This is a genomic window from Novipirellula aureliae (assembly GCF_007860185.1).
GTDB classification, from domain to species: domain Bacteria; phylum Planctomycetota; class Planctomycetia; order Pirellulales; family Pirellulaceae; genus Novipirellula_A; species Novipirellula_A aureliae.
Genome location: NZ_SJPY01000007.1, coordinates 45815 through 71162 on the forward strand (window position 1 = coordinate 45815; position 25348 = coordinate 71162).

Consider the following 25348-nt stretch of genomic DNA (forward strand, 5'->3'; position numbering starts at 1 on the left):
CTATACACCTCCCGAGTTTCCCGATGATTCGACACATTCCCCCCGATGTCCAGGCGTTGATCGACGCCAAAATGGCCTCCGGGCAATACAAAAACGAAGCAGAGCTTCTCCGTGAGGCGTTGTCGAGTATCGACGATTTTGAGGAGGACGTTGAGGCAGTTCAATCAGCAATCAAAAAATGGCAGGGCGGTGACGAAGGCATCCCAGTGGACGAAGCCTTTGAACTCGTGCGATCCAGGGTTGAAGGTGAGCCCAACAGGTGAAGCCACCTACACACAAGGTTGTGCTGCATAGTGAAGCGATCGACGACTTACAGCAGTTGTATGGATTCGTTTATAAGTACGCGCCAAACCAAACCACTGAGTGGGCCAAGCGACTGTTGCAAAAAACAAAAACGCTTGAGCGAATGCCTGATCGCTGCCCGATCGCTCGTGAATCGAAACGGGTGTTCTTCGAACTCCGGCAACTTCTTTTCGGACGCAAACCGGATGTACTTCGGATTTTATTCACCATTGATGGTGATGTGGTTCGTGTTTTAAAGATCGTCCGAGCTTCAAAGCGAAGCCCGACCAAGCAAAGCATTCAGCGATCATATTTTCACGAATAGATCCTCAACCGATCGCAGTTTCCATCGACGACGATAACACCGTATAATTACGACAGTGCCTGATTTCTGCTACTGGAATTCGAAAATGTCTGAAAGAAGAGTCGAAGATCGTTTGGACGATTTGGAACAACAGGTTTCTGTCTTGATGGAGAGAATGCAAGCCACCAGTGCGGCCGATCCATCGAATGCCAAAGATTGGCGAAAATCGGTTGGCATGTTCAATGATCGCCCGGCAATGAGGGAGATTGACGAAGAGGGAGAACGTATCCGACGTGAAGGTCGAGAGCGTGCTGCAAGTGACGGCAAGTATAAAAAAGAGGACAGCGTGGACAAGTTGGGCTAGAATAGCTGTCAGTGAAACGACCAATGACGAGGAATCTCCCGATGACCGATGACATTACTGGCTATTTTGACGGCAAGGCGATCGTTCCCGATCAACCTTTGAAGCTTGAACTTGGCCAAAAGCTAAGGGTTCGCATTGAGACGGTCGGTTCCGACGAGATTGAGCAGATTGAGGATAACATCCCCGAACTCGCTAAGTTGGCCATCGAGCGTGCCTATAAGGAAGCTCTTGCGTCCGGGCTAAGCTTCGATGAGCGATCCAGTTCCAAGGATGAGGACATTTGCTGGGCCGAATGGTTCCAGCAGGGGCGATTAGAAAAATAGCCGGTTGCGAATTGGATTCAAAACCTTTTATGCGAAACCGGCACAGCGAGTGAATTTAGGAATGCTGGCTCTCCAGAGTGCAATCGGCACTGTTACACGCTTTTTGTTTTAAGTAGGCCTTGTGCCACTGCTCATCCGTTCGGCGTTCGTCGCGAGGTCGGTAGCCATAAAGTTTGCCGCAGACCTTGCAATAAACGTGAAGCCCGTAGACACCCGCAGTTTCGGCCCAAGTGCCCAACAGTCGTCCATCAGGATCACAATGATGCAATGTGTGGCAACAAACGTCGTCGCATTGGGCCGTCAATTCGTGCTGTTGAAGCTGTTTATTTCGGGATTTCGTCATCAGTCCATCTTTCTCGTTTGGGAAAAGAACCTTGCTGGGAAAAGCAAGAACCTGGTTAGCGCAACCAGCCAGAGGACTGCTGAATCGGATCAGCGTTCCGGTGACGGGTTTCGAGAGAAAAGGGGAATGACCGAGTTAGGAATGAAAAGAGCAGAAAGGAATTTGATGGATGCCACACTATCAAAGGAAAGTCAAATCAAAATGTGGGATAGGCTTCCAGCCTGTCGATCTATGCGATCGACGAGACCAGAAACCTATCCTGCGTGTCTAAGCCGCTTGTGCGATGCCGTTGTCAAAGTTCACGACCTGTTTTTCAATCATGCCAAGGATACTGGATGATGTCTTGTGAATCGCTTCCAGTGAATTCTCAAGCAGAATCTGGCTGCCTTCGTGAAGTGCGATATAGTCGGCACTTCGATCGAGACACCTAACCCCGCAAGCTGACGCGACAACAAACGCAACTGCCTCCGCCTCTGTTTCCAGCAGTGGTTTGTTTTCCGAAGTGCAGCGAATCGTTTTGTGCATCAATTCATGAGCCAACTCGTGACTCAGCACTCGGAACAAGCTGATGTCATCGAGATCATCGCTGACGCGAACCTCGCCACCAAGTGAGTAGCCCTGAACCGTCCCCGGCAGTTTGGTCAAATGAACCTTGATCTCCAGGTCACGATAAACATTTAGCAGTGCAGATAAGTTGCGGCCCGGATCACCCAGAATCGGTGCTTCCTCCATCAGTGCATCACCGTCCGTTTGCGAAACGTCAAAGACGTAAACGATTCGGAACCCCATCACCAGTGAATCCTCCTCACGTTCATTGTCGTCCTCTTTGCGTTTCGTAAGCGGAGCGAGTATGGCGATTCCTGATTCACCGGAGCGAACCCATCGCCCTTGCTTCTTCCATGTGTGAAAACCCGCAACCAATGTCGCTTCAGGGCACTGCTTGTAAATCAGCATCACGTTATTAAATGAATAGCGGTGGAATCTCGCCGTGACTTCCAACTGTTTATCCATCACCTCGTATCGTCCCGCTCGAAGTGCTTGGTATAGATCGTCAAGTGAGTTTGTTACTGTGTTCATTGCATCTTGTTTGTTCATTTTATGATTCCTTCATTTTCTCCAAGCCGGCATTCTTGTGAGAGTCTGTTATCAATTGTCGTTAGCCGTGCCGTCGGCTTTCCCATACCTGGGCCACGGCAGGTCAAGGTGGAGCCTTTTTGCGCTTTAGCAAAAAGCAGCAGCGGCTCGGAAAGAGGCGGACGCCGAATGAAGAGTGATGCCGCAGGCATCAAGCGGACCTTGACGCCGTGGCAAAATGAGAAAAGCCGAAGGAAAAGGAAAAAAGTTCCCCGCATTGTCCTGCAAGGGGCTGTCACTGGCTGCCATTATTGCGAACCAATGCCCGATACGAGCAGTTGCTACTTCCTGGTGTCACTTCAACGGAGTAAATTGTGGGGAGTCAATTTGTCCAATTTTAAGCCACACAGCTTTCCAGTTTAGCGAGCAATCAGTCCAAGCGATTCGACCTGGCGCGAAGCGAACCACTGCCGATGCTAGCTAACCGCGTTAGAGCGAGAAAGTTATTGGCATTGTTCAGACTTCCGACTTTTTGTAGCCTTGCAATCATTATGCGTAACCGTGGCCAACAAGTACCCTACGACCCAGAGCGAAAAGTACGCACGACCGAGCATATTATTGCCGACCTTAGTTATAATTTCCTGGAGCATAAGGTTTTGCAACGAGGGCACTGGCTCGACGCACCACAAAACGATTACGGGATTGATGCAACTATGTTTCACCATAATGAACGTGGTGAAATTGAAAATGGCGAAGTTCGCTTTCAGCTCAAGGCATCCAATCAGATTCACATCTCAAAGGATAAGAAGTGGATCTCACAACGAGTCGAGATGTGAGATCTACGTTATTGGTACTTCGAACTCTTTCCCGTAATCCTTATCATATTCGACGCGAAAAAAAATCGTGCATTTTGGCTTCACATCCAAGAAGCTATTGATCGGTCAGCAAAGATGATGGAGTCGGATGCACATTCGATCGTAATGCGAATCCCAAGTAAGAATCGCCTGGATTTACGATCTGTCGACCGTTTTCGTCAGTTATCATTGGACAACACAAACTGACTGCGAATGCAGTTTGAGGAGGCTGAATGAATCCATCAACACCAACTTACCAAGACTTGTTTGTGCTATTGGTGTCCCTTGGTTTTCAGGTGAAACCTCGCGTCAAGACTCCTCGTCAACAAAGAGTCTTTTTGCACACGCATACAGATACCGTTCTTGCGTTTGGCCGGCAGCCCGATGAGGTGATTACGCCAGCGGACATGCTGTCAACCGAAGTTCACTTGCAGGCGAAAGGCATCACGGATCAAACCATCGATTCACTGCTAGCCACAAGTAAGCTTGCCGTCGAATAGGCTACTTCATCTGAATTGAAATCCCCTCCCTGTTTTGCTGAGGCACCAAAACACAGTGACAATCGAAGCGGCATCGATATTTAGTTTAGCCAATTGTTGCTCCAGCTCTTTCATTTGCTTTTGAAGTTCACGTCGTGTCTTTTCTATTTTAGAAAGCTCCAGTATTTCAATAGCGCGTGTTTTGGCCTGTCGATCAACTGCGTCTAAATAATTCGGCTTTCGGGTTGCAAAAAGTTCCTTGAACTGCGTGATAGGAATAACGAATGTCGAGAGAGAAGTTTCGTCTTAGCAGTTCCATAACTACGCAAGTGCTCGATGGACTGTTTTGATTCGCTACCAACGCAGCGAGTCTTCTCTAAGAGAGACATAGCCGTGATCCGTGACGATTACGTGGTCCAACAGGCTGATCCCGAGAATCTCGCCGGCATCTTTGAGTCTTTTAGTGATGTCGTGGTCTTGAGGACTTGGGTCGAGGCTGCCGCTTGGATGATTGTGAGCTAGAATCAAGCTAACCGCGCCGATTAGCACCGCACGTTGAAAAACTTCTCTTGGTGCTACCGGTGCGGAATTGGCACTGCCAATCGAGATGATCGAATAGCTGGCGACGTGGTGTGAACCGTCAAGGTAAAGTGCAACACAGTGCTCGCGGCTGTTATCGGTCATCACCGAACGAACAAATTCGGCAATGTCAGCCGCCTTGGTAATCTTGATGCGGGTTTCTGCGGTCGTCCGGTAATTGACGTTGACTTCACGAATGAAGTGATCTTCGATTTCTGGTGGTTGTTGTAATTCTCGTTTTGTTCTAGCCATAGGCCTCCTTGGAAGTGCATCCGATGTCCGGCATCCATCGAGCTTTCGTTTACGTTTGTATTCGTTAGCCGTGCCGTCGGCTTTCACATACCTGGGCCACGGCAGGTCAAGGTGGAGCCTTTTTGCATCAGCAAAAAGCAGCAGCGGCTCGGAAAGCGGCGGACGCCGATTGAAGAGTGATGCCGCAGGCATCAAGCGGACCTTGACGCCGTGGCAAAATGAGAAAAGCCGAAGGAAAAGAAAAAATGCTCTTTTTTTGCTGACAATCACTGCCAAACAAGACAAGTCACCCCAACCGTAGTTGCACGAAGCAATGTCGCGAATGTACTCTGGAAGAGGAAACGTCGGTTTCCGGTGCTTCTGCGCAACCGACCTACTTTCACTTTCACTGCATTTCCCAGAACCGCTTTATCGTGTCCCGATTCCGAAATCCGCCAATCGTCGAAGCTTGGATCGCTTTCGACTTCAACCCCAAACCCGACAAGGTTTCTTGGGAAGTTGACGCGCATCGTTTTCGCAAGGCTTCAATGGAAGAGTTTCCTCAAGCTCAATTCCTGTTTACTAGCGAGATGGAAGTGGAGGAACGTCGTGATGGCTCGGTGCCAGAGGTTAAGAATCACCAAACAAAACTCGATCTTGTTCGGATGCGGTCGGAGAACAATAAACACGTCCTTCAACTTGGTGACGACCGAATGGCATTCAATCTGCTGGAAGGCGGCAAGGATTATCCCGGCTTCGCCAACTTGCTTGATGAAACGCTGCGGCATTTAGAAACCTATCGATCGATTTACGAGCCATCGGGAACGGAACCAGTTGCGTTTTGGTTCTCGATCATTTAGGTCATCGAATCGTTTTCGCCGCCGATTCCGAGATTCCGCAGTGGCGAGAAATCTACAATCGCCGTCAATACAAGAAACTTACGTGCGATGTCTTGGCAGTGCCGCATCACGGCGGTTTGGTAAACGCAGGCGGAGTGGATTTGGATTGGTTATATGACAAAGCATTGTCAGCGGAGTTTGCAGTTTTGTCGGTGGGGACGCGAAAGAATCCAAAGCATCCGCGTGAAGAAGTAGTTGCCAGACTTCTAACCAGCGGTGCGACGCTCTTGTGTACTCAACTAACCAGTAAGTGCCACGACACACCGTCCATGCTGCATCCAAGCGTTTTGAGACCGCTGTTGCCATTTGGTCGATCAGCGGACAACGCAGTGAAGAACCGACGTGTGTGCATTGGCTGTGCGGGAACGGTTGTCGCCGCGATTGACGCCACAGGATGCCGAATCGAACGCTTGAGAGAGCATCAGTCCGCCGTCGATACCCTTGCCGCGACCTCTGCCGGGCATCCTCTTTGCCGACCACTGCCTCAGACAACCGCACCGTTTGACGCCGAATCAGCTCAAGAAACGACGTCTTAACGGTCACTGGCAATCACCGAGAATCCAGCTCGTGCGACAATTTGGCACCCAAGCCAATGCAACAGAGCGACTGGTAACACAAAGCCCCGAAGACTTTGCCAATTTATTGATTCTATGCGCAGCATAATGGCACCGTCGGCATTGTCACTACGGCCCAATGTTCAATGTTCGCGCCGGCAACTGCCAAATTGATTCGGGATTCAGTGAACTGTTCGAGGTATACTCGTTAGGTTTTCCAGTGTAATATTGGCAAAGCGACAGCGAATTTGGGGTCGCAACTGTGTCGGTCTAGAAAAAAATTCGGGAACCTCAAGATGCGCCTAAAACAATTCTTATCGCAAATGCGACCATCAAATCGTGCAAGACAAATGAAGTCGCTGCCGAGTCGTTTCCGGTGCTTAAGATGTGAGCGGCTTGAAACGCGTTTGGTGCTGGCTTGTCCCGCCGAGCCGTTTACGATTCTTGGCACGAACGGGGACGATACGATCTTGGTCGAGGCGGTGGCGGACTCGAAGACCAATGTGAAGATCACGGTCAACGGAGTGGAGACCGCTTCCTGCCGACCGCTAAGCACGATCACCGTCGAAACGCTCGAAGGCAACGACACGATCACCGTTGCACCGGAGGTTTACTTGCCGACAGTGCTTGATGGTGGACCTGGCAGTGATACGATCAACGGCGGTTCCGGCGACGACATTTTCAAAGTTCGCGACGCTACACTGGACACGATCGATGGCGGGTTAGGTGTCAACAGTGCCTACACCGATTCACTCGACCTGGTCACCGGCATCGACTATCTGAACCCGATGCCCGTCACAGCGGACAATCAGACCAAGCATGTGAAGATACTTGTTCTAAATTTCGAAGCGACTATTCCATCGGAAGGCAATAAGAAACTATGGGAGGTGTTTCCTTGGTGGAACGATCCTCGAGAACTTGCTCAGGAGTACGAAAAGCAAGTCGAACGAGCTTCCGGTGGAGCTATTGAGTTTGACATCGTCCAGTGGCGGGACTTGGATGAGTTGCCAGCCTTCGAGGATGGTTTTCGATACGATCGAGATGACTATGTATCGCATTGGCGTACAAACAGTGGTTGGCACGAGGGACAAGTGGATTTCCCTCGCATTGCAACCGAACAGTCGCTCGTGTCGCTTATCGACAGTGGTGAAGTTGACGAAGTATGGATGATGGGGCTCCCTTACCTTGCTGAATCATGGATGGCTGGTCCAGACGCATTCTTTATTAACGGCCCAATCTATTCGGAAATACCAACGAGTCGAGCCTTTGCGTGCATGGGCTTCAGTTACGAAAGGGGCGTCGACATGATGTGGCACAACACGGGCCATCGCACCGAGAATCACTTAAACCGAGTTTATGGTGGTTGGAACTTAGCGGACCCAACAAGTAACTGGGATCTCTTCAGCGCAAACTACCAGCAATCCAATGGCGTTGCTGGCGTCGGCAATACGCACTATCCCGCGAATGCAGAATCGGATTATGACACGTTTAATGAGCGTGTGGTGCAAAGTTGGGCAGACGATTTTCTCGACTATCCAAATTTGACTGGAGCCACGATGCCGGTCAATCGTTACACTTGGTCCAAGGGACCGATCCACGAATACGAACTCAGCTATCAAAACTGGTACTTCGCTCACATCCCGCGTGCCGACGGCACTAACCCCGATGGCAAGGTGAACAATTGGTGGAAGTATATCTACGACTTCAACAACTACACACGGGATGGTCAGCCCAAACCACTTTCAGCTTCGGCTACTGCCAATGACGTATACAACGTCGGTGACACAGCTTACACGTTTTCGGTAACGTACTCCGGTGCAATTCCTGTCAATATCGAGACATTGGATGGAAGCGATATTCGCGTGAATGGCCCTGGTGGTTTCAGCCAACTCGCGCAGCTTGTCGCACTTAGCGACAGTTTTAATGATACGCACGTCGTCGCCACCTATCGCATTAATGCTCCTAGCGGTACTTGGAGTATCGATGATCGTGGTCAGTACACGATCCAACTACAAGATGGTCAAGTGCTTAACACGATGGATGAAGCACTGCCGCAGAGCATCGTGGGGAGCTTTGCTGTTCGTGCCGCCAGCCCGGTTGAGCTTGTCAAAGATCCCGACACGTCACTGCTGCTTCACTTCGATGGCAACTTGAACGGTGCCGATGGCGAAACGCCGACCGAAACAGAAGGAAATGCGTTCGGAACTGGCGTGAACGGACAGGGACGCGTCAATGCCGCAGGCGGACTCGTTCGCTTTGAAGAAGCCGGCAATATCGATCCGCTCCGCGGAACGATTGAGATGTGGATCAAGCCCGATTGGAACGGCAGTACCAACCAAGGCACCCACAAACTATTCGATTCAGGGGAATTCTTCAACAATCAAATTCGTTTCGCAGTGGATGGTGCGAATAACCTGATCTTCTATTACGCGGGTGATAATACTCAAACGCCCGCAATCGAAAACAACATCGTCTACGGAACCCATCACTCAGTCACCGATTGGGTTGCTGGTCAGTGGCATCATGTCGCCGCGACATGGGACAGCGACACCAGTGAGTTCCAGTTGTACCTGGATGGCAAGCCAGTCGGATGGAGCTACAGTCCGGTAAATACCGTCCGCATCAACAACCTAACCGGCGATACGATCTCGCTAATGGGAAGCGTCTACGGTGGAAACAACGCTCACGCAACCTTCGATGAATACCGCATCTCGACCCGTGCTAGATCCGCCAGCGAAATTCAAGCCAGCTATCAAGCAGGTCTTGACACTCGGACGCTCACCCTTGGGACTCCGGACGTTGATCTGCCAATTGGTGGCAAACAGCAATTGCTAGTCACATCGCCGGATATCAACGGCGTCGAAAGAGAGATGACCAACTTGGTTCACTGGACGAGCAGCAATCCAAACGTCGTCAGCGTTTCAGCCAGCGGCGAAGTTCTCGCCATGAGTACAGGTTCGTCCACTGTAGCGGCTAAGCTTGATAGTGTGTCGGTTTCAGCAACCGTCAACGTTGCTGCAAGCAGTGATCCGGTTGGCACGTTCACAGTAGCTGATGTGGCTGCGTTCGGAGGAACACAATACGAAATCAGTGTGACCTATAGCGATGAGACGGATGTGGATGTCTCCAGTATTGGCTATGGCGACATGTGGGCAACCAACGATAAAGGCTTCAGCAGATTCCTGGACTTCGTCGGGGTCGACAACAGCACCAATGGACTCGCTCGCACAGCTACCTACGTCTTTACCCCAGTCGGCGGTTACTGGGATTCTTCCGATAATGGAACCTACACCGTCACCCTGATGCCTGGGCAAATTTTCGATACCGGTCGCAATTCGAACCGACTTGCAGTATCCAAAACGTTCCAGGTCAAATTGCCATCCGCAAACGATCCGCCAACGGTCTCAAAGATCCAGCCGGTGGCCAGCGGCAATGGCCGAGGCTCAATGATGCAGGTAAATTTCACTAGCGTGGATGAGTCCGACTCGCACTGGTGTGTTATCGATTGGGGTGATGGTGACGAAGCAGAGACGATTCGGCTTGTCGATACCGAACCGTTTTTCATTGAGCATGTTTATGGAGCTGGTGGTGAGTACACGGTTGTTCTGAAAATGCGTAATGATCAGGGCAGCGAAAGCGATCCACGTTCGATCGCAGTGCGGGTTGCCAATAGCGAATTGCAGAATCCGCTGATGCCGTGGGATGTTAACCGTGACGGTTCCATTCTGGCCTCCGATGCTCTGGCGATCATCAATCAACTGACCGAGTTTCCGAATGGCCAATCGAGTATGCCGGTGACCGCAGAGGATCGTGGCCCTGATTTCCTAGACGCCAACGGCGATGGTGTAGTCTCGGCGGCTGACGCACTCTACGTAATCAATAAATTGAGCGAGCGCCAAAAAGCGGACGCCGAGGTGGCTGAGGGTGAGACGCTCATCGATAGCTTGCTGAGCGATTGGATCCCATTTCCCACCATTGAAATTGAATCGCGAATAGGCCGCACCGAAACGGACCCAATTCTAGCGAACCAGAAGCCTACGCTGCTTGCAAAGCAAAAAACCTATCACGCTGGAGACTTGGCGAGTGTGCCGATCAGTAGCATCGACCACGATCAATCAGCCCGGGAGATTGCGGAAGCACTGGTTAGAGATCGACTACTTAATTCTGTCGTAGACGGAACGCTTGCGGACGAGGCACTGTCGGCTCGACATGGATTGAAAAGGTCATCAATCGGTCGCCTAGATGCGCTAGCGAAATAGGGCCAATCGCGACTCGAGGAAAAAACATCCTCCTTTGTCGAGTACCGAAAATCTATCGTGCCTTTCAGCATCGTATGAACCGCTTCGTTGGTCGCTGCGCAGAAAGCAGAAAGAAAGTGGCGCATTTCTTCATTCGTTCTTCTCACGCTGCGCTATTCGGACTCGATCACATGCGACAGTTTGCCACACATTGTTTGTCAATCTGAAATCGAACGATCCGAATGTTCCAAACGCTTGCGATACGACAATGCTTCGTCTAACCTATTTTAACATCTATGCGGATTCTAACATCAAGTTTAACAGTTTGTCATTTGAAGAAAGCTGACGGTTATGGGCAGGTTATCGACGAGTTTGTACGGCAAGACGGCTACGAAGCGCAAACGTGAAAAACGACGTCTGAGTCTGTTCCAACAGCTTGAACCACGCATGTTGCTGGCGTCCGATTGGACCAATCCATCGCGGCCTTTGGATGTCAACAATGACGCCAAAGTGACGCCCATGGACGCGCTGCTGGTGATCAATGAATTGAATCAAACGGGTGACCAATCACTCGAATTTCGTAGTAACCGCTTGGGCGCGTTCTATGACGTGAACGGCGACGGAAAGATGTCGGCATCCGATGCGTTGAGCGTCATCAATGCGATGACCAGCACGGCAAACGGCGAAGATGTCTATGCGATGCAGTTTGGTGAAGGGGAAACGGAGTCCGCTCCGGCTGGTTTCGTCAGTATCATGTTCGGCAAATTACCCGGCAACGATCGGCAAATCGTTTCACTCACCCCCAGTACCCACAATGCCGACTTCGGCCTGCACGAAATGGGCTTCTTTGCCGTCGATGATGAACAAGGCCACGTTGATGGGATGTTGCCAACCGATCCCGCCTACCCCGACGCCGTCTTTCGTTCTCTGGACCGGCGAGTCGTCTACTCGCACTTGAACACTGCAAAGACGATGGAAACGCCAGTCTACCCAGGTGGCCAGATGGTGGGCGTGTATGTGCTGCAAGGAATGAATCCCAACGGCGATGCGTCATCGCACCTGCGAGTCCGCAGCACCGGTGACTCAAGCATGCGGATTGGTTGGGAAGAATTCGGTTCGTCGTCATGGCCCGCCGTGACGGTCGGCGATCGAGGCTACGACGATGCGATGATCGACATCACCATTGGCGATCCCATCGACGCCAACGCTGCACCGGTCATCACCAACATCCCCAATCAATCGATTGCCGAGTTAACCAAGCTCAGCATTCAAACCATCGCCACCGACATCGACTTGCCCGATGACAAGTTGACCTATTCGCTGGACACCGCGCCCAGCGGAGCGACCATCAACTCCGAAACGGGCGTCTTCACTTGGACGCCGACCGAAGCACAAGGTCCTGGCAGCTTTGAAGTGGTTCTGCGTGCGACCGATCGCGAAGGAGAATTTGATACCGAGCGGTTCACGGTCGTCGTCAATGAGACCAACCAGCCACCCGACTTGGCCGCGATTGCTACGCAAAGCGTCAATGAATTATCGGAGCTAATCGTTCAAGCGATTGCGACGGACCCCGACATCCCGGTCAACACGCTGACGTACGCCATCGCCAACGGCCCCAGCGGAGCGACGATCGACGCCGCGACAGGCCGATTCCGCTGGACGCCGACCGAAGCCGACGGTCCTGGCACGACCAACGTCACGCTACGAGTCAGCGATGGTAAAGGCGGGGCCGACAGCGAAACGTTCACGATCACCGTCGCCGAAGTCAACCGCCCGCCGGTCCTAGCTGCTATCCCAGCTCAAACTATCAACGAGCAAACCGAACTGGTTGTCCAAGCCACCGCAACCGATCTTGACGTCCCAGCCAACACGCTGACCTATTCGCTCGACGTCGCCCCTACCGGTGCGAAGATCGATGCCACCACTGGACGTTTTACTTGGACACCGACCGAAGCGGACGGCCCTGGCACAGCGAACGTCACTGTAAAAGTGTCCGACGGTAGCGGCGGATCCGACACCGAGTCGTTCGTCATCACGGTGGCCGAAGTCAATACAGCACCTGTGTTAGCGAAGCCAGACGATATCGTCAGCGGACGCGGTACTGAAATCAGTTTCCAGGCAACGGCGACCGATGTGGACCTCCCCGCGAACACGTTAACCTACACGCTCGGTACTGACGCCCCGACTGGAGCAACGATCGATCCGGCGACCGGCCAATTCCGCTGGACCCCAGAAGCTTTGTTCGTTACTTCCACCGTACCGATCACTCTGACGGTGACCGATAGCGGCACGCCGGCATTATCGGACTCCAAGACATTCAACGTCAGCATCACGGGGTGTGACTCTGGACTGGATGCTTCATTAAACGACTGGACGGTTTTTGAAAGTGGCGGCAGCGAAACAGGCAAAGGGAACGTCGTTCCCGGAGCCTGTGCCGCAATCATTAGCGAAGGTGATTCGTTTGTCGTCGGCTTAGAACGATCGGTCGTCGTCCCCGAAACACCCTCCGCAATCCAACTGCAATATGAAGCGTTAAGCTTCGACACCGACAGCAGCGGATTCGTCCGCGACGCTTTTGAGATCGCCTATGTTGACCAGGACGGCAACCCGCTGGTCCAAAACTACATTGCTGGCCGAGACGCACTGTTCAACGTCACCGAAGGCGTTGCCCCCGCGCATCGCGCCGGCATCGTCGTCGACGGCAACACGATCACCATCGGCTTGAACGGCTTGCCCGTTGGAACTCAAGGCAAGTTGATTGTCAGACTCGTCAACAACGACGACGACACCAAAACAACCGTCAAGCTAACCAGCTTCAGTATGGTCAGCAGCACGCTGGCAGCGGGTGCTCCCCACGGCGTGGTCAGCAATGCCCAAATGCTTCGATCGACGGCCAACACCGGCAACTTCGTCAACACGATCCAGGATCTCACGCCAACGGGACCTGTTTCAGTGAAAGCAGGCGAGATCTTTGTCCCAAGCGATGGCGGAGAAGCTCAGCCGTTTACTGCGTCCGTGGAATGGATAAAGAGTACGTTCACCACTCGACCGGAATCAGCGCAGGTCATGATGACACCTGCTGTGATCGATCTAAATGGAGACAATGCTCCCGAGATAGTTTTCAGTACTTATCCTGCAGGAGGAGTAACTTGGATGCAAAACGGGGTATTGCGTGCCATCAGCGGCACTGAAGGAACGGAGTTATGGTCCGTCACCGATCCAGAACTTGCAGTCGTCGGTGCTACATCCATTGCGGTCGGTGACATCGACAACGATCAATCCATTGACATTATCGCTGTACACGAATCGCTTCGTCTAATGTGCTTTAATTCCGATGGCAGCCTGAAGTGGATGACGACTGAACCTATCTTGTCGTTAACAGAGGCGAATCAACAATGGGGTGGTCCGTCAATCGCTGACTTAGATGGCGATGGCTTTGCGGAAGTCATCATGGGAGCTGCTGTAATTGCTCACGACGGAATGGTGCGATGGAATCACAATCTCGACGCCACAGGTACAGGGAATAATACATTTGGTTCTCTGTCACTAGTCGTTGATTTGACTGGCGACGGCGTCCCAGAAGTATTGGCGGGCCGCACTGCGTATAAATCGAATGGTGATCTTCTTTGGAATTCATCCATTTCCGATTCCTTTAATGCGATCGGAAACTTCAATGAAGACGCTTTTCCTGAAATTGTTGCTGTCTCTCTCGGGAACGTGTACTTGCTGGACCACTTAGGAGGAATCATTTGGGGACCGGTCGCAATTCCAGGTGGTGGCGAAGGAGGTGCTCCTACGGTTGCCGATTTCGATAATGACGGTGAACCGGAGATCGGGGTGGCTGGAGCGTCACGATACACTGTTTTTGAAACAGACGGACAAGTTCGATGGCAGCAGCCAATTGAAGATGATAGTTCACGTTCAACGGGTTCGTCCGTATTTGATTTCGATGGTGATGGAATCGCGGAAGCCGTTTATGGCGACCAGACGCATCTTCGGATCTATCAAGGGACAGACGGTGAGGTCGTTTACTCACTTCCTAAGAGTTCTTGCACAACATTTGAGTATCCTGTTGTGGTTGATGTGGATGGCGATGGAAAGACCGAAATCGTTGCCGCTGCAAACACTTCCTGCGGATATAGTTCTGAGAATGGGATTTTTGTTTTGGGAAGCGAGAACTGGGTTCCAACCCGTCCGATCTGGAACCAACACTCTTATCACATCACGAACATCAACGACGATGGCTCCATCCCCACAAATGAAGCGAACAGTTGGGAGATCTACAACAACTATCGCCGTAATGAGCAGCCTACGGGAACGCTGTTCGGCAAGCCTCTGATCACCGCCTCAGCAGCCAACTCTCGTTTCACTTCGGGCGAAACCGTTTTGATTTCTGGCAATGCTGTTGCCCAAGGTAAGCGTGCTGATGGAACGGCCAATACGATCGATTGGGTCTCGGTCGATGGCCATCCAGTGGACCAATTTGACGCTGGCGGTGCATTCCTATCTTTGGTGGCGATCCAGTCGGGAAGAAACGATTTTGAGATCATCGCTACCGATGCCGTTGGCCAAACCACGCCAGTCACACTGACCCTATGGGGCGTTGAACCACCTGCGAACGGGATCGACTTTGACACCTTCACCGACACTACCGAAGCGTTCTCGGGTGTCTACGGACGAACGTCGTTTGCCGATGACGATCGGTTACTGTTCGTCGACTTAGCCACTCGCAACGACGGCGTCTTTGAAGCACAAACGCCGTTGTTGGTGGGTGTCAAGAACATCAGCGACCCGACGATATCGGTCGTCGGTTACGATGGATTCTTGCCCGATGGTACACCATACTTTGACTATACCGACCGAGTTCCTGATGGCCGCTTGAAACCGAACCAGTCAAGTGAGTCACCATCGATTTCGTTCCTCAACCCGACTCGAATCCAGTTCGATTATGACTTGATCTTCTTGAGTCAAACCAATCAGCCACCGGCGATCCAAACGCTGCCGAAGATTGAAGCCTATCCCGGCAAAGCCTATACCTACGACGTCAACGCCACCGACCCTGACCAGGATATTTTAACGTACTCGCTACGCACTTCGCCCAGCGGCATGACAATCGACGGCACCACCGGCGTCATCACCTGGCAGCCGACCGAAGCGAACTTGGGCACGGTCCCTGTCTCGGTAGTAGTCAGCGACGGACGAGGCGGAATCGCCGTACAAGACTACGTCATCGCAGTCCAACCCGCCCCACCGAATCGCCCACCGGTGATTACAAGTACGCCAGTGACAATGGCTTATTTGGGCGTTTCAAGCGAAACCCGGATGTTATATCCAACAGGGCACAGCTCAACGGGAGAAATTGGTGTTCCTGGAAGCGTCGATGTGAACTACGAACTACTTGAGGTGGAATCGCCGTCTTTGGTCGTAACAGCCAATCCAACCTGGGTGCCGAATGATTCTGACTCGGCATGGATTTGGCAACAAGAAAACGGAGAACCAACGGGGGTTACGAGAACATTCCGAACGACTCTGGATCTTATAGGTTTTTCGTTTGAAACCATTGCAGTTCAAGGTAAATGGGCAGTCGACAATATCGGGGAAATTCTTCTCAATGGCCAGCCAACCAGCGTCACACTCCCAGTCTATACCACGGACAATTTTACCGGCTTGCACGACTTTACAATTACGGATGGGTTCGTTCCTGGAATAAATACGATTGACTTCGTTGTCCAGGATTATGGATCGATTGCAGGATTTCGTGTCGCTGAAATAGACGTTACGGGCATTGTTCCAGATGGTTCCGTCACTACTCAGGGAAAGCCATATAGATATCAGGTCCAGGCTGTTGACGCCGACAATGATTCCCTAATCTATTCTATTCCGGAACCACCAGAGGGGATGCGGATTGATTCAAAGTCAGGAATAGTCACTTGGCAACCTAGAGCTGACCAAGTCGGAAAGCATCCGGTTACGGTCCAAGTCGACGATGGTCGTGGCGGGATCGCGGAGCAGGAATTTATCATCTGTGTCCTACCCGATCCTACGAATCATCCGCCAGCATTTATCAGTGAACCAAACGTTAGCGTGACGATCACGGATGAGAGCACGGTAACCGATCCCACTACCCATCTTGGTGTCGAGTTTCCCCGCGGGGACATTTCCTTCGCGGATCGAGTGGTCTCCTACGTCCCGGGTACGGATGTTGGCGATCCATACAACGATCCTTTGCGGTCAATTGGAACCCCCGCTGACAGTTGGACATCGCTTGGGGAAGAGGGGGTCCTCGTCGTTGAGTTCGTTGACAATCGACTGGTCGATCAGGACGAAGTCGAAGATGGCCTGGATCTTTGGATTTTTGAAAGAGGAGCCGAAGTCGAGAGCTTTCAGGTCGAGATCAGCCAGGACGGTGCAACTTGGATCGATCTTGGCGCATTCAAAGGACAGCCAACAGGGATTGATATCGGTCCCTTTATCGAACCCGGCGACGAATTCCGATTCGTTCGTTTGACTGACGTGCTACCCGACGAGAGTGGATCACCGTTCGGTGAAGCCGACATTGATGCGATCGGTGCGATCGGTTCGATACAAGCCAAGGGAGAATACCGCTACAAAGCCATCGCCATCGATCCGGACAATGACAAACTCCGCTATTCACTAGTTGACGGCCCACCAGATCTCAGCGTGGACCCGACGAGCGGGATCGTGTCGTGGCTTCCAGACAGTAACGATATTGGCGAACACGACGTTGTTGTGCAGGTTGATGACGGACGCGGGGGAGTCGATACGCAGACGTTTACGATTCATGTATCGAGTGCCGAAGGAACGGGGGAAATCCATGGAACCAAATTCTTAGATGCAAATGGCAACGGTGTTCAGGAAGGACGCAACCTTGCCGGAAACCAGGATTTTGAGTCTGGCGACATTCGTTTTGACACGGACCTGAGAAAGGCGACGAATGAGAGCCTAGTAAGAGAAGGACGGTACCTTATTGGGAAAGACCCATTCGATCATCACAATTCCTGGCCGAGTTTTGGTGACCACACTTCTGGCGACGGGCTGATGATGATCGTCAATGGGGCTACGAATGGGGTCCACACGGTGTGGGGGCAAAAAATCAAAGTCAACGCCAATACGAAATATAACTTTGGGGCCTGGGCCGCAACGACATTTGAAGAGTCACCAAGTCGAATACAGTTCTTTGTCAATGGCGAGATGATCGGCGAAGATCTACCACTCTCGTCTACGCTTGCTGAGTGGCAGTACCTTTCTGCCGAATGGTTCTCCGAGGAAGCTACGACTGTAGACCTAGCGATTAAGAACTATGGAGCAGCCGCCGGTGGAAACGACTTCGTGCTCGACGACATTGAGTTTTCAGTCGACGGCGAAGTAGAGCCGGGTTTGGCCAACTGGGTTGTCTATCTCGACCAGAACCAAAACGGTGTTCGCGATCTTGGCGAGCGGTTTACGGTGACCGATGTAAATGGTGATTATGCCTTTACTGGATTAGCTGCGGATACCTATTACGTTCGCGAGGAGATGCAGGCGGGGTGGGCTCAAACGTATCCGATCGAGTCCGCCAGCGGTGAGAACCTCATCGTCAACGGTGATTTCGAACAAGGAAGCACGACGACAGTGTGGGAAACGCTTGTCATGGGTTCACAACAGTTACCTGGATGGGAGGTCGTCAAGGAGTCCGTCGATGTAGTGAATGAGAGTCACTTCAATTCGTCCACGGGAATTTATTCAATTGACCTAACGGGAGAGGGCGCGGGACTGATTGCCCAGTCATTCCCAACGGTCCCAGGTTCCAAGTATTCAGTTGCTTTTGGTTTGGCAGGGAATACAAACGGTGCTCCTGTGATCAAACACATGCAAGTCAAAGTGGGAGACGTTGTTGAAAAGTTTGAGTTCGACGTCTCGCGTTATACGAGCGAAAACCTGAAATATGAACAGCACGAGCTAACGTTTACGGCAACGTCAGATGTTTCCACGATCGAATTTGAGTCGTTTGACGATGGTGCTCACGGCCCAGCAATTGATTCCATCTCGGTCCGAGAAATAGGACTTCTTGGATACTATGTTGTCAATTTGAATGAAGCGACCATTGTTTCCGACCGTAACTTCGGAAACGTGCAAGTTGACGCGGCCTCTGGCAATCAATCGCCGGTGATTACTTCGCAGTCAGTCAAGACGGCGACGGCTCAGGATACTTATTTGTATTCGGTCGTGGCGACGGACCCTGAAAGTGATCCGATTACTTATTCTCTGCCTTTAGGTCCCGACGGGATGACGGTGCATCCTCGCTTGGGCGTTGTTGCTTGGACTCCAGGTCACGAACAGGTTGGGACGCATTCCGTTGTCGTCCAGGCGATGGATGCGAATGGGAATGTGGCTTCCCAAGCGTTTGAGGTGACCGTTGGAGCGATGAATCATCCGCCGACCATTACGTCCTCTGGCGTGGTCAATGCCGTGGTGGGGCGTGGGTATCAGGCCGCTTTGACGGCTCAAGATGCGGATGGCGATCGCTTGACGTTCTCGCTGGTCGAAGGGCCGGATGGAATGACGGTTGTGCAATCGGATATCACGAACCCGAGCGGGGTGGTGACGGGGTACAAGCACTCGCTAACGTGGACGCCGACGGCGGACCAGGTTGGTAGTCACAACGTCGAAATCGTGGTGCGAGATGGACGTGGCGGGGAAGAGACGCAAGTCTTTGAGTTGACCGTTGCCGCATCGGTCGCCAATCGTGCTCCCACAATCGATTCGTTGCCTCGCACCAGCAGCATCGTTGGCGGGGCGTTTGGCTATCTGCCTGTCGCAAACGATGCCGATGGGGATGCGTTGACTTGGTCCTTGACGACCAAGCCGACTGGCATGACGATCGATCCGGCAACAGGCGTGATCGCTTGGACGCCCGCTGGGAATCAAGTTGGCGAGCATCCAGTGACGCTGGTTGCAAGCGACAGCCACGGTGGTACGGCGACTCAGCAATTCACGCTATCCATTGGTACGCAGCTTGAAAACTCGCTGCCCATGATCACGTCCAATCCGCCGATCGCGGCGTCGCGTGATTCGGGATACCGCTACGATGTCGTGGCGACGGATGCGGATCATGATTTGCTTCGCTATTCGCTTGACGTTGCCCCGCGAGGCATGTCGATCGATCCGGCAGCCGGCATGATTCGCTGGCAACCCGATGCCCAGCAGTTCGGTGAGAATCGGGTGGTCGTTCGCGTCACCGATTCTCTGGGCGGCTCGACCGTGCAAAACTATTCCGTCGATGTTCGCTGTGGCAATCTTGCTCCGGCCATTGTGAGTGTGCCGCCGACGCGAGCACTCACCGAGCGGACTTATTTGTACCCGGTGCGTGCCGACGATCACGAACGCGATACGTTGACGTTCCGGCTAGTGGCGCAGCCCGACGGGATGACGATCAACCCGACGACGGGCGTGATCCGCTGGCAACCGGCCGTGGCTCAAATTGGCGAACATGCCGTGACGGTCGAGGCCGTTGACCCGCTCGGTGCGATCGGCAAGCAGACTTACACGGTCGTCGTCGCTTCGGCTGAAGAACCGGTTGATCCGACCAAGCCCGATGGTCCGAAACTCGGCAATCGTCCACCGTTGATCACGTCGACACCCGATTTCACCGCCGTCGCCGGTGCTCTTTACCAGTACCCTGTCACCGCCACCGATTTGGATGGCGATGCGGTGACATTGAGTCTGACCGGCCCGCCAGCGGGCATGACGATGGATGCGTCGGGCGTGATCCGCTGGACGCCGAGTGGCACGACGACGGGCACTTTCCCGATCACCGTCGTGGCGACCGATGCCGTCGGTGCGATTTCGACACAGACCTACGTGTTGGCGGTCGCGGTCAACACGCCGCCGCAAATCACGTCGACGCCACCTGCGTCGGTCGCGGGCGGTGCTGTCTATCGCTATGCCGTGAAAGCGGTCGACGCCGAGAACGATCCGCTGGTCTACTCGCTCGAAAACGCGCCCGCCGGAATGACGATCGATCGCGTCGGACTGATCCGCTGGCAAACCAGTGCGTCGGAATTGGGGACCAAGACGTTTACCGTTCGAGTCACCGACGACTTTGGGCAAAGTGCGACTCAAGAGGTCACCGTCAACGTGGTCGCCGATAGCGAAGCACCGAAGGTTTCGATCCGGCTGCTGAGTGGACCGACGGTCGATTTGAATAGTAGCTACGTGGTTCAAGTCACCGCGACCGATAACGTCGGCGTCGAGAAACTTTCGTTGAAAGTGGACGGACAGGACAAACCGCTTAGTGCATCGGGGCGAGTCGAATTGAGTGCCGCGGAACTGGGCAGCGTCGAATTGGTCGCCACCGCCACGGACGCCGCCAACAACATGGGTTCGGCCAATGCAACCGTTAGCGTCGTCGATCCCGCGTCGAACAATTACAATCCCGCCGATACGACGCTACCGCCACGCACGGGTGGAACCAATCCGACAGACGTGAATCCGCCGCTGGTAAAAATCTTGACACCTGAGATTGGCAGTAGCGTGACGAACGTGATCGCGGTCACAGGCACCGTCGATGATCCTGAGGATCGTTTGTGGTATTGGCGACTGCAGTATGCTCGCGCCGATTTGGTTTCCACCAGCACGTTCGACTTGTCCGATCCCGATTGGCAGATCATCACACAATCGACCAGTGAAGTGGTCGATGGCGAGTTAGGCAAATTCGATCCCACGTCACTGGCCCGCGACGGCTACATCATCGCCCTGGTCGGCTTTGACAACAACGGGCAAGGCTACATTGACGCGACGTCGGTAGGAGTCGAAGGCGGATTGCAACTCGGCAACTTTCATCTGGAGTTCACCGACTTGACGCTGCCGCTGGCCGGTATCCCGATCACGATCAGCCGCGTCTACGACACGCTCAGTGCCAAGGACGAAGGCGATTTCGGCTACGGATGGAGTCTGGGCGTTCAAGACGCACGAATCGTCGAGATTGGAGCGATCGGTACGGGCGGAATCAACGACGGCGGCAATGGTCAATTTGTTCCTGACAAGACCAAGGTTTACCTGACCAACCCCGACGGCAAACGAGTCGGGTTCACGTATCACGAGGAATATCAGGGTGGTTGTTCGCCGTTCATCGGATGTGCCTTTGGCATGATCAACACACCTTCGTTCATTCCCGATCCCGGCGTCTACGACACGCTGACGATTGACGAGACCAGCGTCTCACGGGGCGGCATCCTCGGCGCGTTTTCCACGGGCATCAACCCCGACCAATACACGCTGACGACGAAAGACGGTACTCAGTACCGCTACGATCAATTCACTGGACTGGAAAAGATCACTGACCTAAACGGCAACACCGTCACGTTCAGCGACACCGGCATCGAGCATTCGTCGGGCGCAAAGATCGACTTCGTCCGCGACAATCGCAACCGGATCACGGAAATTGTCGTCCCGGCAACGGGCACCCAGGAAGCATTAGAACTTCGTTACGAGTACGACACAGCGGGCGACTTGCGGCGTTTCGTCAACCAGAGCGATTTAGCGACCCGTTACGAATACCTGCTCAGCCTGAGCCATTTCTTAGACAAGGTCTACGATTCGTTGGACCGCAAAACGATCGAGGTTCGTTACGAGAACAACAAGTACGTCGGCGTGTTTGATGCTTTGGGCAACGAGATCGGCAAGCAACAGATTGACACGACGAACAACCAGGGGATCATCCGCGACGCCAACGGCAACGCGACGACGTTAAAGTACGACCCTCGCGGCAACGTTTTGGAAGAGACCGACCCGCTGGGCAATACCACGTACCGCGAGTACAACGACCCCCAAAACCCCGATTTAGAAACCCGAATCATCGACCGCCGAGGCATGGTCACCGACCGAGTCTACGACGCCCAAGGCAACGTCACCGAAATCATCGAGCGAGGCAACAAGGACAATCCACTCGCAGAGCCGGTTGTTACTAAGATAACGTACAACTCGCGTGGCGAAGTAACCAGTATTACGAATGCAGCGGGGGTTACCACGTCATTTGAAGTAAGTGATACGGGTAATGTCACAAAGATCATAAACGCGATCGGTGATTTTTCGGGCTTTACTTTTGACGACCAAGGACGACAAGTTGCTTACACTGACTTCAACGGGAACACGACGCAGTTCGAGTACCAGTCGTCGATTTCGCCCTCGAAGGTGATCAACGCCGACGGCACTTACCAAACCTTTGAGTACAACCAATTTGGACTTCCAACGACGACTCAAACCTTCGAAGCAGATGGAACATTAGTTGCGAAGTCACAAACGTTCTACGACAAGTCAGGGCGTGCGATTCGAGATCTGATCGGCGACGAAAACGATCCGCAGAGCCCTGCCACCGAAGTGCGAATGTTCTATGAGGGAAACTTGCTCGATTGGGAAATCGTTGTCAGCCCAGAGTCATTGGATGCATCAGGTAACCTTCTCGAAGATCCGTCGACGCCGATTGACGACCGAAAGAGTTTGATCACCGACTATGTATATGACTCGGGAGGTCGCCTGATTCGCCGCATTGATGCGATGGGAGGTGCGATCAATTTTCGCTATGACGCGGAAGGAAATCGAGTCCTGTTACAAGATCCTGTCGGAAACATCACAACTTGGACCTACGATGCGTTGAATCGTGTCACGGAAGAGCGAGATCCATTCTATTGGGTTGAATACGTTGCTGCAAATGCAGGAGAGTTCGACGGAAAGACTGGAGCTACGTATTTGGATCAAATTCTCGTTGCCAACCAAAAGCCTAGTGGTGCATCGCTTGCGACAAACCAAGGTGCCGCTCACGTTCGTGCTTTCGGGTATGATCCAGAAGGCAATCAGACTGAAGTGATCGATCGAAATAACCGGCGGCGAGAATTCGACTACGACCGCTCAGGCCGACTACTTGAAGAACGCTGGTATGCTGAAAATGACGGCCCATTGGTCGAGACGATTGCGTTTGCCTACGATACCATCGGCAATTTAATATCAACCTCAAATGGTACAACAAAACATGTTTATACCTACGACACGCTTAATCAAGTAACATCCGATGACAACGAAGATAACAATCCTAACACGCCTCACGTTGTCCTGTACTACGAGTACGATTCGGAAGGCAATATCATCAAGACTCATGATAGCGACGGTGTTACTGTTGAGTCGACTTACAATGACCGAAATTTGCTGAAGTCGCGGCAATGGTATGATGCCGACATTTCAAACGGAGAGGCCGCCGACACCGAGAACGCGAGAATCGATCTTCTTTACACCGCCACGGGGCGGGAAAAGCAGATGGTTAGGTACTCTGATTTGTCGGCGATCACGAAAGTCGGTGTTACCGACTATTTCTATGACTCGGTAGGTCGAACGACAACTCTCGGTCACAAAGACGCTTTAGACAAACTCATTTCCAACTATGACTACGAATATGACTTTGCTGGACTATTGAGTACTGAAACTCGGAGTCATCAACTTGACCAGAGTGATCAGGCGATTAACTACGAATATGACCTTAGCGGGCAACTAGTCGATGCCGTTTTCAGTGGTCAACATGACGAGCAGTTTGACTACGATTTAAACGGAAACCGACTTCGCGCAGTCACTGGTGAAAGTGAGACACTGTCAAGTAGTGTGACCGCAAATGAATTGAGTTCTGATGGTGTTTTCGAATACGAATATGACGGCGAAGGAAATCAGAAGTTGAAAACTAGGCTTAGCGATGGCCAAGTGACTGAATATTTCTGGGATCATCGCAACCGGTTGGTGAAGGTTGAAGAGCGGACTTCCGAGGGTGTTGATCTTAGGTCGATTGAATTTGAATACGATTCGTTCGACCAACGAGTTACAAAACTTGTTGACGGCATCGCCGTTCTACGAATTGTTCATGATGGTGCTCAAACCTGGGGTGACTATGACGCCAACGGAGATGCTGAGACCCGCTATTTGTTTACCGACGTCGTGGATCAGATTGTAGCTGCGAGTCGACCAAGTGAAGGTCTTACCTGGTACTACTCGGACAAAATAGGGACGGTGCGAGATCTAATGCAAAGCAGTGGTGAGATCAGCCCACCGATTATCTATGGAGTTTTCGGCACGATCGGTTCTGACCAAATTGGTGCTTCGTGGAACCGCTATGGGTTTGCAGGTCGTGAATATGATTTTGAACTTGATCAGTATTACAACCGATCGAGGAACTACGATCCTTCGTCGGGTGTGTTCACGTCGATGGACGGGATCGGATTCAATTCATCCGACTCCAACCTATATCGCTACGTGTTCAACTCACCAAATCAATTCGTTGATCCAACTGGCAACTTTGCGATGTCATCCTACGCGATATTGACCAATGTGAGCATGAACGACGGAACGATGGCCGGGCTTGGTTTTATTGCTGGATTCAACTACTCGACGTTCTCCTTTGTTGGAAATTTCTTAGCAACCAACAGCATGTCGGAGGCGGCAGATCGTTTGATGAACGAGCTTTCCGTTCTGCTTACTTTCCACTGGGCGCTAAGTACGATCGACACAGCAGGAAGCCTTTTGAATATCCCGACCGGACCGCTCGGAAAGACGGGAGCATACATTGACGGAATTAATCCAGGTGGCGCAGGACTTGCGTTGAAATACCTAAAGTTGGAGGGGAACGCTACGATTTCTGCGTTAGCCGAGACTTACGGGGCGGCAAAGGATGCATATGGTGCGATTGGTGGACCTAGTCGCTTTAAAGAACAGGCTCCAACTTCTGGCGGCGGCTTTATTAATGGTGCTCGTACTTTCTTGGCAATTTTACGGCGAAACTACTAGAGAA

Annotated in this window: 12 protein-coding genes and 1 pseudogene; 10 read left to right on the forward strand and 3 right to left on the reverse strand. The window is 52.4% G+C overall.

The window, feature by feature from the left end; genetic code table 11:
• Positions 1-23: 23 nt before the first annotated feature.
• The 4 genes from Q31b_RS20320 (at position 24) to Q31b_RS20335 (ending at position 1273) form a co-directional block, all read left to right on the forward strand.
• A complete protein-coding gene (locus Q31b_RS20320; protein ID WP_146601502.1) occupies positions 24-263 on the forward strand; it encodes a ribbon-helix-helix domain-containing protein in 240 nt (79 codons plus the stop codon).
• Positions 260-607, forward strand: a complete 348-nt coding sequence (locus Q31b_RS20325) for a type II toxin-antitoxin system RelE/ParE family toxin (RefSeq protein WP_146601503.1) — start codon at positions 260-262, stop codon at positions 605-607. The genes Q31b_RS20320 and Q31b_RS20325 overlap by 4 nt, the downstream gene beginning before the upstream one ends.
• A gap of 85 nt (positions 608-692) precedes the next feature.
• Positions 693-950, forward strand: a complete 258-nt coding sequence (locus Q31b_RS20330; protein WP_146601504.1) for a hypothetical protein — start codon at positions 693-695, stop codon at positions 948-950.
• 41 nt (positions 951-991) lie between these two features.
• Entirely contained in the window at positions 992-1273 is a 282-nt protein-coding gene (locus Q31b_RS20335; protein ID WP_146601505.1) for a hypothetical protein, read from the forward strand.
• Positions 1274-1328: 55 nt separating this feature from the next.
• On the opposite strand, the gene Q31b_RS20340 is transcribed toward Q31b_RS20335, so the two are convergent.
• Together Q31b_RS20340 and Q31b_RS20345 are read right to left on the reverse strand one after the other, a co-directional pair.
• Positions 1329-1616: a hypothetical protein gene (locus Q31b_RS20340; protein WP_146601506.1), complete on the reverse strand. Its 288-nt coding sequence runs from the start codon at positions 1614-1616 to the stop codon at positions 1329-1331.
• Between the two features lie 267 nt (positions 1617-1883).
• Positions 1884-2711 (reverse strand): ArdC family protein, encoded by an 828-nt coding sequence (locus Q31b_RS20345; protein WP_146601507.1) that lies wholly within the window; start codon positions 2709-2711, stop codon positions 1884-1886.
• Positions 2712-3241: 530 nt separating this feature from the next.
• Here Q31b_RS20345 and Q31b_RS29125 point away from each other — a divergent pair.
• Together Q31b_RS29125 and Q31b_RS20360 are read left to right on the forward strand one after the other, a co-directional pair.
• Positions 3242-3751, forward strand: a pseudogene (locus Q31b_RS29125) (DUF4365 domain-containing protein).
• Positions 3752-3777: 26 nt separating this feature from the next.
• Positions 3778-4044: a hypothetical protein gene (locus Q31b_RS20360; RefSeq protein WP_146601509.1), complete on the forward strand. Its 267-nt coding sequence runs from the start codon at positions 3778-3780 to the stop codon at positions 4042-4044.
• A gap of 333 nt (positions 4045-4377) precedes the next feature.
• Here the strand turns inward: Q31b_RS20360 and Q31b_RS20365 are convergent, their stop codons facing one another.
• Positions 4378-4854, reverse strand: a complete 477-nt coding sequence (locus Q31b_RS20365; protein WP_197171933.1) for a JAB domain-containing protein — start codon at positions 4852-4854, stop codon at positions 4378-4380.
• 413 nt (positions 4855-5267) lie between these two features.
• On the opposite strand from Q31b_RS20365, the gene Q31b_RS20370 reads away from it, so the two are divergent.
• The 4 genes from Q31b_RS20370 to Q31b_RS20385 all read left to right on the forward strand — a co-directional run bounded on the left by Q31b_RS20370 (position 5268) and on the right by Q31b_RS20385 (position 25344).
• Entirely contained in the window at positions 5268-5693 is a 426-nt protein-coding gene (locus tag Q31b_RS20370) for a TIGR04255 family protein (RefSeq protein ID WP_197171935.1), read from the forward strand.
• Positions 5675-6268 (forward strand): hypothetical protein, encoded by a 594-nt coding sequence (locus tag Q31b_RS20375; protein WP_146601512.1) that lies wholly within the window; start codon positions 5675-5677, stop codon positions 6266-6268. The genes Q31b_RS20370 and Q31b_RS20375 overlap by 19 nt, the downstream gene beginning before the upstream one ends.
• Before the next feature lie 341 nt (positions 6269-6609).
• Positions 6610-10545, forward strand: a complete 3936-nt coding sequence (locus Q31b_RS20380) for a LamG-like jellyroll fold domain-containing protein (RefSeq protein ID WP_197171937.1) — start codon at positions 6610-6612, stop codon at positions 10543-10545.
• A gap of 330 nt (positions 10546-10875) precedes the next feature.
• A complete protein-coding gene (locus Q31b_RS20385; protein ID WP_146601514.1) occupies positions 10876-25344 on the forward strand; it encodes a choice-of-anchor C family protein in 14469 nt (4822 codons plus the stop codon).
• Positions 25345-25348 lie beyond the last annotated feature (4 nt).